Annotated in this window: 12 protein-coding genes and 1 tRNA gene; 2 read left to right on the forward strand and 11 right to left on the reverse strand. The window is 63.3% G+C overall.

The annotated features are described in order from the left end of the window. Positions 1 to 100: 100 nt before the first annotated feature. The 10 genes from ACODSK_RS27265 to ACODSK_RS27310 all read right to left on the reverse strand — a co-directional run bounded on the left by ACODSK_RS27265 (position 101) and on the right by ACODSK_RS27310 (position 10,092). Complete coding sequence (locus ACODSK_RS27265; RefSeq protein ID WP_489020463.1) at positions 101 to 2,167, reverse strand: methyl-accepting chemotaxis protein; 2,067 nt, start codon at positions 2,165 to 2,167, stop codon at positions 101 to 103. A 65-nt stretch (positions 2,168 to 2,232) separates the two neighbouring features. Next, positions 2,233 to 3,585, reverse strand: coding sequence for an APC family permease (locus ACODSK_RS27270; RefSeq protein ID WP_489020464.1), 1,353 nt, complete (start codon positions 3,583 to 3,585; stop codon positions 2,233 to 2,235). Positions 3,586 to 3,994: 409 nt separating this feature from the next. Next, positions 3,995 to 4,417 carry a type II toxin-antitoxin system HicB family antitoxin gene (locus ACODSK_RS27275; protein ID WP_489020466.1) on the reverse strand — a complete coding sequence of 141 codons (423 nt, stop codon included), beginning with the start codon at positions 4,415 to 4,417 and terminating at the stop codon, positions 3,995 to 3,997. Positions 4,418 to 4,438: 21 nt separating this feature from the next. Beyond that, positions 4,439 to 4,621: a type II toxin-antitoxin system HicA family toxin gene (locus ACODSK_RS27280; protein ID WP_489020468.1), complete on the reverse strand. Its 183-nt coding sequence runs from the start codon at positions 4,619 to 4,621 to the stop codon at positions 4,439 to 4,441. Between the two features lie 357 nt (positions 4,622 to 4,978). After that, a complete protein-coding gene (locus tag ACODSK_RS27285) occupies positions 4,979 to 6,097 on the reverse strand; it encodes an ankyrin repeat domain-containing protein (protein ID WP_489020470.1) in 1,119 nt (372 codons plus the stop codon). A gap of 157 nt (positions 6,098 to 6,254) precedes the next feature. Continuing rightward, positions 6,255 to 6,328, reverse strand: a tRNA-Gly gene (locus tag ACODSK_RS27290). Positions 6,329 to 6,477: 149 nt separating this feature from the next. Further along, positions 6,478 to 7,359: an alpha/beta fold hydrolase gene (locus ACODSK_RS27295; RefSeq protein WP_489020472.1), complete on the reverse strand. Its 882-nt coding sequence runs from the start codon at positions 7,357 to 7,359 to the stop codon at positions 6,478 to 6,480. Between the two features lie 304 nt (positions 7,360 to 7,663). After that, the gene (locus ACODSK_RS27300) at positions 7,664 to 8,356 is read right to left on the reverse strand and encodes a pseudouridine synthase (RefSeq protein ID WP_489020474.1); all 693 of its coding nucleotides are present in this window, start codon (positions 8,354 to 8,356) and stop codon (positions 7,664 to 7,666) included. Positions 8,357 to 8,390: 34 nt separating this feature from the next. Continuing rightward, the gene (locus tag ACODSK_RS27305) at positions 8,391 to 8,612 is read right to left on the reverse strand and encodes a cysteine-rich CWC family protein (protein WP_489020476.1); all 222 of its coding nucleotides are present in this window, start codon (positions 8,610 to 8,612) and stop codon (positions 8,391 to 8,393) included. Continuing rightward, positions 8,605 to 10,092 carry a sensor domain-containing diguanylate cyclase gene (locus ACODSK_RS27310; RefSeq protein WP_489020478.1) on the reverse strand — a complete coding sequence of 496 codons (1,488 nt, stop codon included), beginning with the start codon at positions 10,090 to 10,092 and terminating at the stop codon, positions 8,605 to 8,607. The genes ACODSK_RS27305 and ACODSK_RS27310 overlap by 8 nt, the downstream gene beginning before the upstream one ends. 212 nt (positions 10,093 to 10,304) lie before the next feature. On the opposite strand from ACODSK_RS27310, the gene ACODSK_RS27315 reads away from it, so the two are divergent. Beyond that, positions 10,305 to 10,730, forward strand: coding sequence for a hypothetical protein (locus ACODSK_RS27315; protein ID WP_489020480.1), 426 nt, complete (start codon positions 10,305 to 10,307; stop codon positions 10,728 to 10,730). Positions 10,731 to 10,916: 186 nt separating this feature from the next. Here the strand turns inward: ACODSK_RS27315 and ACODSK_RS27320 are convergent, their stop codons facing one another. Continuing rightward, positions 10,917 to 12,023, reverse strand: a complete 1,107-nt coding sequence (locus tag ACODSK_RS27320; RefSeq protein ID WP_489020482.1) for an enoyl-CoA hydratase/isomerase family protein — start codon at positions 12,021 to 12,023, stop codon at positions 10,917 to 10,919. Between the two features lie 129 nt (positions 12,024 to 12,152). Between ACODSK_RS27320 and ung the strand changes: the two genes are divergently transcribed. Further along, entirely contained in the window at positions 12,153 to 12,845 is a 693-nt protein-coding gene (ung, locus tag ACODSK_RS27325) for a uracil-DNA glycosylase (RefSeq protein ID WP_489020484.1), read from the forward strand. Positions 12,846 to 12,984: the final 139 nt, after the last annotated feature.

Here is a 12,984-nt window from a genome sequence, read left to right on the forward strand (position 1 = left end):
GGTGAATTCACTACCGCTATCGCTGGCAAGCCAGCTCCCACAGGGGCCGCGTCGCTCTTGGACCTGTTCTCTGCGCGATAGCGCAGCCCCAATCGGGCCATCAGACCCGGAACTGTTCCATCAGCGCCTGCTGCTGGTTGGCCAGGCGGTTCAGTGCCTGACTGATGCGCGCCGACTCGTCGGCCTGGCCGGACAGCGATTCGGTGACGTCGCGAATCCCGGCGACATTGCGATTGACCTCCTCGGCCACCGCACTCTGTTCCTCGGCGGCGGAGGCAATCTGCAGGTTCATGTCGCTGATCACCGTGACCGCCTCGCCGACCCGTTGCAGCGCCGGCACCGCCTGTTCCATGCGGATCACGCTGTCCTTGGCCTGGCGCTGGCCGTCGTTCATCGCCTCGACCACGCCCTGGGTACCGCCCTGCAAAGCTTCGATCACCTGGCGGATTTCTTCCACCGACACCTGGGTACGTTGTGCCAGGTTGCGCACTTCGTCGGCGACCACGGCGAAACCGCGCCCGGCCTCGCCGGCCCGGGCCGCCTCGATGGCGGCGTTGAGGGCGAGCAGGTTGGTCTGCTCGGCGATGGCGCGGATCACCTCCAGCACCGAACCGATCTGGTCGCTGCGTCCGGCCAGGGCCTGGACCCGTTCCATGGCCAGGTCCATGTCGGCGGCGAGCTGGTCGATGGCCTGGCGGGTGATGCCCACCAGTTCCAGGCCCTCACGGGTCGCCTGGTCGGCACCGCGGGCGGCCTGGGCGGCTTGCGCGGCATTGTTGGCAACGTCGTGGGCGGTGGCGCTCATTTCATTGGCAGCGGTGGCCACCTGTTCGATCTCGCGCTGCTGCAACTGCATGCCGCTGCTGGTCTGGCTGGCGATGGCGGCGGACTGGTCGGCGGTGCCGCGGGCCTCCTGCAGCGAGCCTTTGACCTGGACGATCACCGGCTGCAGCTTGTCGAGGAAACGGTTGAACCAGCCGCTCAACTGGCCCAGTTCGTCGTCCCGGGAGTAATCCAGGCGCTGGGTCAGGTCGCCGTCGCCGCTGGCGATCTCGCGCAGGCGCTCGGCCACGGCGAGGATCGGCCGGGTCACGCCGCGGGCGGTCAGCCAGATCAGCACCAGACCGGCGAGGGCGGTGACCAGGGCGATCAGCAGGTTGCCCAGGTTGGCGCTCTGGTTGCTGGCAGCGAGGCGCTGGTTGAGCTGGATGGCCGGGGCCAGCAGGACGGACTGGGGAACCTCCAGCAGGACCTGCCAGGGCGCGGCGTCGGGGATCGGCGCGAAGGGGCGGCTGACCCGCATCAGGCCGTTGTCCGTTGCGGGTGGCAGTGGCTTGCTCAGTTGCGTGGCATCGGCGCTGTGCCCGGCCAGCAAGCCGGCGGGGCTGACGATGCTGACCTGGCCCTGGCCGTCGAACAGCTCCTGGCGACCGGCCAGGGCCAGTTGTTGCAGGTTGTCGAGGCCGATATCGAGGCCGACCACGCCGACCACCTTGCCGTTGTCCAGCAAGGGCAGGGCGATGCTGGTCATCAGCACCTGCTTGCCGTTGACCTCGTCGAAGTACGGGTCGAGCACGCAGGCCTTGGCGGTTTCCAGCGGGCAGGTCAGCCAGCGGTTGTAGGGCGAGCCGTTGGCGCCGATGCTGGCGTCGCCGAGCATCGACTCGGGCATGGCCTCCGATTCCAGCTGGCCTTCGGCATTGCGCGACCAGTACAGCGAGAAACGGCCGCTGTCGTTGCTGCCCTGGTCGGCCTGGCCGACGAAACGGGCATCCTGCCGGTCCAGTTGGTCGGGCTGGAACACCAGGTACAGGCCGATCAGGTCGCGGTTGCCCTCCAGCGCCGCGCGGGCCTGGGTAAACAGGGCGCTGCGCAGGTCGCCTTCGCCGCGCTCGCGCAGCACCCGGGCCAGGCGGGCGAAACCGTTGCCGTACTGGTAGGCATCCATGAAGTAGCGCTGGATGCGCAGCGCCTGGGTTTCGCCATGGGCCTGCAGGCGCAGGCGGGCGTTATGGTCGAGCAGCTCGGTGTTGGCCTGGAACACCTCGGCCGCACTGCGTCGCGACTGGGTCAGCGAAGTGACTGCAAGGACGATGACGATGGCCAGCAGGCACAGGCCGGCGAGCAGGATGATCTTCCACTGGATGGACAGGCGGCGCGGGAGCATGAGGGTTTTCCTTCTCGGTCATGAACGACGCCCGCGGTCCTCGCGGGCGTGCTCGACAGGCGGTCTCACTCGGCGATGTAGCTCGGCGGTGCGACCCGGAACGACTTGGTCAGCCGGGCCAGGTAGAACACCCCGCACAGGGCCCAGATCCCGCCGAACAGCAGCGAGTGCTCGTTCAGGTCGAGCCAGAGCACGGCGATGATGCAGAAGCCGATGGTGGGCAGTACCAGGTGCTTGAGCTTGTTCGACAGTCCTTTGTTCATGCCCTGGCGAACGTAGCAGTGATTGATGACCGACAGGTTGACGAAACTGAAGGCCACCAGCGCGCCGAAGTTGATGATCGAGGTGGCGGTGACCAGGTCGAAGAAGATCGCCGACAGCGAGATGAAGCCGACGATGACGATGTTCAGCACCGGGGTCTTGTAGCGCGGGTGCAGGCGGGCGAACAGGCGGTGCGGGATCACCTTGTCGCGGCCCATCACGAACAGCAGGCGCGAGACGCTGGTCTGCGAGGCCAGGCCCGAGGCGATGGTGTTGATCACCGTGCAGGCGATGAAGATCGACTGGAACAGCTTGCCGCCGACATACAGGGCGATTTCCGGCAGGGCGGCTTCGTGGTCCTGGAAGCGTTCCATGGTCGGGAAGTAGGCCTGGATGAAGAACGAGGTGAGGATGAACACCGCGCCGCCGATCAGTGCGGTGAGGAAGATCGCCCGGGGGATGGTCTTTTCCGGCTCGCGGGTTTCTTCCGACAGGGTGGTCACCGCGTCGAAGCCGAGGAACGAGAAGCACAGGATGGTCGCCCCGGCCATCAGCGCGCTGAACTGCGCCTTGTCATCGACGAACGGGGTCAGGCTCCACGGCGTGCCCAGGCCTTCGCCCTGGTGCAGGCCGCGCCAGCACAGGTAGATGAACACCGACATGATGACGATCTGCACGCCGACGAACAGGACGTTGAAGCTCGCCACCAGGTTGATGCTGCGGATGTTGATCAGGCTGATCAGGGTGACGAAGCCGGCCACCCAGGCCCATTCCGGGACCTCGGGGAACATCGCCGACAGGTACAGCTTGGCCAGCAGGGCGTTGACCATCGGCAGCAGCAGGTAATCCAGCAGTGACGACCAGCCCACCAGGAAGCCGACATGCGGGTTGATGGCTTTTTGCGTGTAGGTGTACGCCGAGCCCGATTGCGGGAAATGCCGCACCAGGATGCCGTAGCTCAGGGCGGTGAACAGGATGCCGGTCAGGGCCAGGATGTACGCGCTGGGCACATGGCCGGAGGTGAGGCCGGAGACAATGCCGAAGGTGTCGAACACGGTCATGGGCGTGAGGTACGCCAGGCCGATGATCACCACCTGCCACAGGCGCAGGGACTTGCGAAGCTGATGGTTGCCGTGGGTGCTGTGCTCAGGCTGCATGCGGGCGCTGCTCCTGGACCGGGACCACGGACGGAGGGTACGACGGGCACGACGGGGTCGAACGGATAGGCTCCATGTTGTTCACCTTTTATGTTGGAGCTTGGAATGGGCGCGGGCGAAGCGCCGGTATCACTGGCTGGACCGGACCGGGAAAACGAGCGAGCGGGGACGACGCGCGGGCGTCAGGGAAGCGGCGCTGTTGTTCTTCGATGATCGGACGCTGGGCAAGGTGGGAAAAATAAGAAACGAAAGGGGTGGGGTGCGTCAAGTAAATCGTTACATTATTTTTCTTTCATGGAGATTTTCGAGGGTTTTGTGCGGTTTTTTAACCGTTTGTCGACTTGACTGGCTTCTGCTCAGTTTGTGTGTTCGTAAAATTTTACGATTTGCCGCCCAATGATCCCCATGCTCAAGCGACCACCACCGACAACTCGATTCGTTGCCCAAGGATTCGCAAGGCGTGCTCGACCTGCTCGATCTTGGACCTGTGCAGAAGGTCTACCAACCGATCCACCTGCGGACGATTGACTCCCAGTCGTCGGGCCAGTTCCGTCTTGCTGACCTTCTGCTTGATCATCGTATTCCACAGCGCTGCCTTGGCCACGCTCAAGGCGGGTAGGCGTACCAGCTCCTGGCCGGGTACGAGCGGAGATGGCGCGGGAATCGGCAAGCGCTGGTCGACGTACAGCGACAATGCCGACTCCAGCGCATCGACTGCATCCATCAATGCCTCTTCCACGGTGTCGCCAGCACTGGCCATCTCCGGCACATCCGGACAACTGACCCACGGGCTACCGTCGTCCTGATGCACGATCACGGGATAGTCGAACATGTTCTATCTGCCTCCGTTGGGTCAGCCTTTCAGACCCAGGTCCTTGATGATTTTCCTTCTCAACCCTTCGCTGATCTCCTTGCTGCCATGATCGGGAAAGATTGTCTGGCGGTTGGCAAGGTGCACCTTGAAGTGGCTGCCTTTCGCTGGCACGAACGTGGCGCCCTGGTTGCGTAGCCATCGTCGAAACTCGCTGTATTTCATGCGCCGTCCTGGAACGTTTCGACCTCCATGGTATGCAACATTTTTGTTTCTTCTGCAACATATATGTTGCATGGGGTCTGTGTATAGGGAGCGCGCATCCTGCCGTATCGCCATGCACCGCGTCGTGCAGACAAATGTCAGGAAACGTTGAAATGCAAGGAATGGGCTTTAGCGAGAGGGGCGGTACTGAGGGGCTATGAAGGAGAATCTGGAGCGGGTGAAGGGAATCGAACCCTTGTTGGCCATTTTCGTCCAGAAGCGCGTATGCGTGTAGGAGCGATCAGCCCAGACCCCTACCAGCGTGGGGGGTAAAAGCTCGGGTGTGTGTCAAAAGGCGAATAGCCAACAAGGGGTTGGTTATCGCTTGTAGGCGACACCCGATAGCGGTATCGGCTGAGGGTTGAGATCGACCCACTTCACCGAGAACCTGCACATTTCAGCGGGGCAGCCGCCTCCCTTTCTGACTTCGGCCGCAACCTGACGTGCTGCGTCCAGTTCGGGGGCCGGGAGCGCTTGTCCCGAGTTCAGATGAGCGAGGAGGGCGTCGACCATCTTCCGGTAGTCGCTGTCCCAGTTCACGCCGCCGTTGTCTTCGAGCTCTCTATGGATGCGGCCCGAGATGCGGATCGCTTCTCCCTGTGCTGTCGTCGCCGGTCCGCTGGACGGCACCAGTAGCTCCCAAAGCTCCTGATGTCGATCTTCCCAGCGAGCGGCCTTGGCAACGATGGGCGATTTGCCGTCGTGTACTGTGCGGCGAGGTACAGGCACAACGTCGAACAGCGTGTAGAGGCGGTCGAGTGCGTCGCTAGTGGCGTCCACGCATTCGGGGTTGTAACCGGCGCGGTGAAACTCGAAGTCGGTGCCGATCCTTTGCACCAGGCTCTGCATTTGTGGCGTAACCGGCGAGTCGGGTTTGCGGAGCTTTTCCAGGATGCGGCCGAGCAACGGCTTCGGTTCCTGCGCTGTGTTGCGCATGGCATTGAGTAAAAGCTCTGCCATCGGTGCCATGCGATCAATCGACGCGTTGCTGCATTGCTGAAGAGCGAAAACCAGTGGCGTCTGCCCGTGCCTGTTGAGCGCATCGGGCCGGGCACCATGGTTCAGCAGGCTTTGGGCGTTGCGAAGGTTGCCCACTGCCGCCGCCCGGTGAAGCGGTGTTCCTTTACCGTCCGCAGTGTGGTTAACGTCGGCGCCCAATTCGATCAATAGTTCCACCTGCCCCTTCCAATGGCCGGCACGTTGGTGCAGTGGAGTCTCGCCATACATGTCGACGGCAGACAGGTTGGCGCCTTGCGCGACCAGCCAGCGAGTGAGTTCGTCGGGGCAATTGACGAACGCGAGAGCGGTTTGCTTGGAATAGCCCCCGTAGGCCTCCAGACCGCAGCTATCAAAGACAGCCTTCAGCGCTTGCAGGTCGCCTGCCGAGAGCATTTGCTCGAAGTCCTTGGGTAACGTCTTGCGCTTTGCCTTGGCCACGCTGAACTCTCCTTGTTCGGATTGGGCGACTTGCAGTGTTCTTGTTCGAGAAAATTGGCTATCCCGGCGCACCCGTTCTTGTGGCGCGTCAGTCGCCTGGCAATTGCAGGCTTTGAGAGTGGGGAAGATGCCAGATGCCTGGACAGGCGGGGAATACTGGAGCGGGTGAAGGGAATCGAACCCTCGTTATCAGCTTGGGAAGCTGGAGTAATGCCATTATACGACACCCGCGCAGGGCCACTTTGTACCAGAGCGTTGCGGTGATTTGAAGCGTTATCTCGTTGAAATCACGATGCGACCTGTAGCGCCGGGGCGGCAATCTTCCTTCTGCCCGAACGGGCCGATGATTGCGCTGGCCGGGCTACAGGCGCCCGTTTTCTTCAGATGGCCAATGCATGCTGGCCCTGCACGTGCTGGTAACGGGTGCGTTGCTCACGTTGCGGCTTGAGGAAACTCAGCAGCGCGTCGCGGGTGTCGCGGCAGGCCGATTTGTTTTCCATGTCGAGGAAGTGCCCGGCGCTGCGGATCTCGCTGAAGTGCGAGTTGCGCACGTGCCGGCCGAACTGCCGGGCATCGGCGATGGTGGTGTATTCGTCCCATTCGCCGTTGATGAACAGCACCGGAATGTCGATGGCCTTGGCCGCGCTCAGCGCATTTTCCAGGTCGTGGTCGAGCACCTGGTGGATGTGGAAGTGCATCTGCGCGTATTCGTGGGTGTCCAGGCTGCTGACGTGGCGGTAGTTGAAGCGCTTGAACAGCGGCGGCAGGTACTTGCCGATGGTGTCGTTGACCAGGTTGCCGACTTCGTAGCGGTCGCACTCGCTGAGGTACTTCGAGCCGCGCTCGAGGTAGTCGCGCATCGGTTCGTTGATCACCGGCGAGAACGAACTGACCACCGCCCGCTCGATGCGCCGTGGCTTGTGGGCCAGGGCCATGAGGGTGCAGGCACCGCCCCAGGAGAACGACATGACCTGGTCGGCGGCGAAGTGGTCGATCAGTTCGAGGAGGATCTGCCCCTCGGTTTCCTTGGTCAGCAAGCGCTCGTGGTGGTTGTGCGGCTTCGACTTGCCGGCGTACGGCTGATCGTAGAGCACCACGTTGAATTGCGGATGCAGGTTGCGCACCGCCTGGGCGAATGACGCTGTGGTAGCCAGCGAGCCGTTGATCAGGATGATCGTCTTCTCGGCTTCTTGCGAACGGTAGAACTCCGTGTAAACCCGGTACTGCCCCTGTATATCCAGCACAGCGATTTCTGGCCTCATGTCTTCGACTCCTGGCGCAAAAAAGGGTATCCGTCCAAGCAAGCTTGCACGTTCTATGTGACAGGTAGGCATACGCCTTGAAGTGAATCGAGGGGCCCTTGTCGATCCGTTACAGGCTTGGTCGACGGGTGTTGTTCTAGGTGGGCGATTCCACTGGACGCCCGCGCATCGAGGTGCGGGTCGCCAGCGAAAAGGTGTCTTGGACTACGAGCGTGACTGGCAAGTCACATGAAGACCGACGATTCGATTCAAGCAGTCGATCGAGGATGCCGCAAGTGCCGTTCGGGCAATTGCTCGATTTTTTTTAGATCGATTCGATCTCGTCCTGGCGCAGGGCCCGGTACTGTCCCGGTTGCAGTCCGGGGTCGAGTTCCAGCGGTCCCATGCGCTCGCGATGCAGCCGGGTGACCTTGTTGTCGTAGTGGCCGAACATGCGTTTCACCTGGTGGTAACGCCCCTCGATAATGCCGAGTCTGGCGCTGTGGCTGCCGAGAAGAATCAATTCAGCCGGCTGGGTGACGAGGTCTTCGAAAGCGAAGTAGAAACCCTCGCGAAAGCGCTCGATGTAGTGGGTTTCGATGGGCTGTTCGGTCTCGACGTAGTAGACCTTGGGCAGCTTGGTCTGTGGCTGGGTCAGGCGCCGCGACCATTGCCCGTCGTTGGTCAGGATCAGTAGTCCGGTGGTGTTGAAATCGAGGCGGCCGGCGATATGCAGGTCATCCTTGTCCGGCTCGTCGATCAGGTCGAGCACGGTGCGGTGCTCGGGGTCGCGGGTGGCGCTGACGCAGCCGGCAGGCTTGTGCAGCATGAGGTAGCGCGCCGGGCGCCCGGCTTGCAGCACCTGGTCGTCCACCTCGACCCGGCTGAACACCCGCACCTCGTGCCGCGGATCGCTCACCGCCACGCCATCCACCCGCACGCGCCGCGCCACCAGCAGCAGGCGCACTTGCTGGCGATTGAAGCAGGGCAGGTTGGCGAGGAAGCGGTCAAGGCGCATGGCGGTTCGGCGGGCGGGACAAGGGGCGCGCAGTCTACCGTTTCGGGGCGCTCTCGGCAGCCTTCAACTGTTCGTCTACCCGCGCGCAGGACGGACACAGGCAGGCGGCATTGCGCAGTTCGGCGGGCAACGCTTCGAGCACCGCCGGATCGATGCTGACGCTGTAGCACCAGCAGGCGCGGGCGGCGCTGCGTGGGTCGGCGAGGGTGCAGTGGTTGCTGGCGCCACAGGCGGGGCAGCGGCTGGTGTCAGGCATGTTCAGGGCTCGCGGGTTCGCTGCAGACGCGGTTGCGCCCGCTCTGCTTGGCGCGGTACAGCGCCTGGTCGGCGCGGGCGATCAGGCTGCGCAGGGTATCGCTGTCGGTCAGGGCGGTCACGCCGATGCTGGCGGTCAGCGACAGGCGGGTGTCATCGCAGAGGAACTCGGCCTGTTCGGTGCGCTGGCGGATTTTTTCCGCGACCCCGTGGCCCTCGACCAGTTCGGTGTCCTTGAGCAGCACGACGAACTCCTCGCCGCCCCAGCGGCAGAGAATGTCCGCCTGGCGCAGGCTGCCTTCGAGCAGGCGGGCGAACTGGCGCAGCACTTCGTCGCCGGCAAGATGGCCATGGTTGTCGTTGAGGTCCTTGAAGTGGTCGAGGTCGATCAGCAGTGCAGTCAGCGGCAGCGACCCGCGTTCGGCTTCGAGCAGGGCCTGGGCGGCGAGCAGATCGAAGGCGCGGCGGTTGTGCAGGTGGGTCAGGCTGTCGAGGGTGGCCAGTTCCTGGATGCCGTCCTGGTGGCGGCGGATCATGCCGCTGATCATCGCCAGCACCACCGCCGAGATGATCGCGCAGATGGCCAGGTTCAGGTACAGCGATTGTTTCACGCCGTCCAGGCTGTCGCCGGCGGGTTTTTCGACGAACAGGTACCAGTTCAGTTCGGGGATGAAACGCACGTTGAGAAAGTGCACCTGGTCATCGCGCTGATATTCGCGGCTGCCGGTGCTCGGCGTGGGCATGCGCGCCACCAGGCCGGCCAGCGCCGGGATGCTCTCCAGGGTGGTGCCGGCACGGGCGCCCTCGGGGCCGCCGGACGAGCCGGTCAGGACGATCTGCCCACGCGGATCGACGAAGTACACCGCGCGCTTGTAGCGCAACTGGTAGGCATCGATCAGCCTGACCACCGCATCCACCGTCAGGCCCACCCCGGCGGCGCCGATGAAATGCTCCTGGTAGTCGAACACCTTGTAGTTGATGAACACGGTCATGCGGTCCTTGTTGGCCATGTCCATGTCGACGTTGATTTCGTAGGGTGCCTGCATCTGCTTGACCCGGGCATACCAGAGGTCGCGCTGGGTGCTGGGGTCGATCTTTTTCAGAATGCCCTTGGCCTGGTAATAGGTGCGGCTGGCTTCGGAAACATAGAAGGCGGTGTAGGCACGCTGCTGGCGTTCCACCTCGGCGAGGTAGCGGGTCATCTGCGCCGGGTCCTGCTCGCCGGCCAGGGTCCAGTCGCGCAGGAAGGTGTTCTGCGCCAGCATCGACGAGACCACGATGGGGCGGATCAGGTCTTTCTGGATTTCCGAGTAGACGGTGTCCGAGGTCAGTGGCAGCTCGGTATTGATGATGCCGTCGCGGATCGCCCCGCGGGAGGCGTAGTAGCTGACCAGCGAGGTTGCGAGGAAGCCGCAGCCGAGCAACAGCAGTAATGTCAGCAGCAAGGACCGTTGTGAGAACAGGGCGGAACGAAGGGGCATGACAATCCCGGGGCGGCGAAGCAGTGCTGCCTATTCTAGAGGTGACCGGGAAAAATAACTGGAGGAATTTTGCGGATTTAGGCTGGTTACAAAGTATTTCGAAATCGCACTGCACGCCTTTTTTGTTGTCACATTCCATGTCGATGAACGCTTGCCGATCGACGCCGACCAGCGCCGCTGGGAGTGGCAGTTTCGCGGTCCAGGAGGCCGCCATGTATCGCCGACTTGCTCTGCTTGCCGTAATGGGTTTGTTGATGACCGCCTGTGTACCTTATGGAGGTGGTGGCTACTATCGAACCGACGTCTACTCCGTTGACCGTTACCCTGCCTATCCCTACAACCGTGGCTATTACGTGGTGCCTCAGCCGCGCTACTACACGCCGGCACCGCGCTATTACCGTCCGGCTCCCGTCCCTTACTACCGGCCGGCGCCGCCGGTGCGTGGTGGCTGGGATGCTCGCTACAACGGCCCGGGCCGCCCGGATAATCCCGGCTGGAACCGCGGCTGGGATCGCGACCACGACCGTGGTGACAACCGTGGTCATCGCGACAACCGTGGCGATAACCGCGGCGACTGGCGTGATCGCCAGAATCGCCAGGGCGACCAGGATGACCGTGGTCGCGGCCGCTATCACTGAGTGACTTCGACACCCCTTTGCCAGCATGGGTATCTACACATCTCAACCTGGAGCAACACGGACCTTGTAGGAGCGGCTGTTAGCCGCGATGACGTCGGTGAATTCACTACCGCCATCGCGGCTAACAGCCGCACACAGGTACGCGGCGGCGCATCATTTTGTGGTGATCTGAAGTTGTGTCCATGCCTATGCCAGATCGGCCAGGGGGTGTCTCCCCTCCCATACCTTGCTGAAATGCGCCTCCACCACCGCCGCCGGCACCTGGGCGACATCGCTCCAGTGCCAGCGCGGCGCGTTGTCCTTGTCCAGCAGGCGGGCGCGCACGCCTTCGCTGAACTCCGGATGGCGGCAGCAGTTCAGGCTCATTGCATATTCCATCTGCAACACCTGGCCGAGGGACAGGTAGCGCGCGCGTTCGAGCTGCTGCCAGACCAGGTGGGCGGTCAGCGGGCAGCCCTTGAGCAGCGTTCCGGCGGCCTTCGCCAGCACGACATCTGGCTGATGCTCCAACTGTGCGATGGCCCGCCAGGCACACACTGGGTCGCTGACATCCAGCACCCGGTCGATCTGCTCGCGCCGAGGCAGCCATTGGGCCGCCGGCAGCTGCTCGCGGGCCTCCTGTTCCAGCGCCTTGAGCAGGCTGTTGAGCTGGATGGCGGTCTGCTCCTGCCAGTTGAGTTGCAGCAGGCCGTCGATCAATTGGTCCTGCTGGTCTTCCTGCATGAAGCGATCGGCAAGCCCGAGGTCGAGGGCGTCGCGAGCATTGACCGGTGCGCCGGTCAGGCCGAGAAACAGCCCCAGGCGCCCGGGCAGGCGGGATAGAAACCAACTGCCACCCACATCCGGATACAGGCCGATGCTGATCTCCGGCATCGCCAGCCGGCTCGACGGGGTGACGATGCGCACCCCGGCCCCCTGCAACAGCCCCATGCCGCCGCCGAGCACATGCCCGTGGCCCCAGCACAGCAGCGGCTTGGCGTAGTGATGCAGCAGATAATCCAGGCGGTATTCGGCGGCGAAGAAGGTCGCTGCCAGCGGCGGCACCTCACCGGGATGGGCGCGACAGGCCTCGACCAGTTGGCGCACCTCGCCGCCGGCGCAGAAGGCCTTGCCACCATTGCCGCGCAGCAGCACGCAGACGATCGCCGGGTCCTGCGCCCAGGCCCGCAGGTGGCTGCCCAGTTGCTCGATCATCGGCAGCGACAGGGCATTCAGGCTTGCCGGCGCATCCAGGGTGGCGATGGCCAGGCGCGCGCCGTCGACCCCGGTCAGAACTTCGAACTGTACAGCCATGGATGACCTCGCTCGGGTTGAGCCAACAAGTATGGTCGTTGTGGCCGATCGCGGCGGTTGCCGGTCGGATCGATTGACAAGTCGGGATGGCTTTCCTAGTGTCCGCCCCATTGTTCAACGGATGGCCCCATGACCGACGACGACCGTATCAAGCTCGAACCCAGCTGGAAGGAAGCGCTGCGCGCCGAGTTCGACCAGCCCTACATGCACGAACTGCGCGAATTCCTGCGCCAGGAGAAGGCCGCCGGCAAGGAGATCTACCCGCCCGGCCCGCTGATCTTCAACGCCCTGAATTCCACGCCGCTGGACCAGGTCAAGGTGGTGATCCTCGGCCAGGACCCGTACCACGGCCCGGGCCAGGCCCATGGCCTGTGCTTCTCGGTGCAGCCCGGCGTGCCGACCCCGCCGTCGCTGGTGAATATCTACAAGGAGCTGCACCGCGACCTCAATATCGAGATCCCGCGCCATGGCTACCTGCAGTCCTGGGCCGAGCAGGGCGTGCTGCTGCTCAACACCACCATGACCGTCGAACGCGCCAACGCCGCCTCCCATGCCAACAAGGGCTGGCAGTTCTTCACCGACCGGATCATCCAGGTGGTCAGCGAGCATCAGCCGAGCACGGTGTTCCTGCTCTGGGGCTCCCACGCCCAGAGCAAGCGCAAGCTGATCGATGCCAGCAAGCACCTGGTACTGACTTCGGTGCACCCGTCGCCGCTCTCGGCCTATCGTGGTTTCCTCGGCTGCGGGCACTTCAGCCGCACCAACAAGTTCCTCGAACAGCACGGAATGGCCCCCATCGACTGGCAGGTTCCTGCCCTGTAAAGCGACGGGTACCTGTTATTTTTGTCAGTTTCGCGTTTTCCGAAATAGGCATTGAATAACCCCCAAGTATTTCTACCTGCCGCCCAGAACCTCTGGTCGAGGGGCAGCAGGTCACTTGGGAGATTGGGCTCATGTCCAA

The sequence above is a fragment of the Pseudomonas sp. FG98 genome (assembly GCF_057808595.1).

Coding starts and splice junctions, on each gene's coding strand:
- ACODSK_RS27265 (WP_489020463.1), bottom strand. CDS start 2,167: ATGCTCCCGCGCCGCCTGTCCATCCAGTGGAAGATCATCCTGCTCGCC.
- ACODSK_RS27270 (WP_489020464.1), bottom strand. CDS start 3,585: ATGCAGCCTGAGCACAGCACCCACGGCAACCATCAGCTTCGCAAGTCC.
- ACODSK_RS27275 (WP_489020466.1), bottom strand. CDS start 4,417: ATGTTCGACTATCCCGTGATCGTGCATCAGGACGACGGTAGCCCGTGG.
- ACODSK_RS27280 (WP_489020468.1), bottom strand. CDS start 4,621: ATGAAATACAGCGAGTTTCGACGATGGCTACGCAACCAGGGCGCCACG.
- ACODSK_RS27295 (WP_489020472.1), bottom strand. CDS start 7,359: ATGAGGCCAGAAATCGCTGTGCTGGATATACAGGGGCAGTACCGGGTT.
- ACODSK_RS27300 (WP_489020474.1), bottom strand. CDS start 8,356: ATGCGCCTTGACCGCTTCCTCGCCAACCTGCCCTGCTTCAATCGCCAG.
- ACODSK_RS27305 (WP_489020476.1), bottom strand. CDS start 8,612: ATGCCTGACACCAGCCGCTGCCCCGCCTGTGGCGCCAGCAACCACTGC.
- ACODSK_RS27310 (WP_489020478.1), bottom strand. CDS start 10,092: ATGCCCCTTCGTTCCGCCCTGTTCTCACAACGGTCCTTGCTGCTGACA.
- ACODSK_RS27315 (WP_489020480.1), top strand. CDS start 10,305: ATGTATCGCCGACTTGCTCTGCTTGCCGTAATGGGTTTGTTGATGACC.
- ACODSK_RS27320 (WP_489020482.1), bottom strand. CDS start 12,023: ATGGCTGTACAGTTCGAAGTTCTGACCGGGGTCGACGGCGCGCGCCTG.
- ung (WP_489020484.1), top strand. CDS start 12,153: ATGACCGACGACGACCGTATCAAGCTCGAACCCAGCTGGAAGGAAGCG.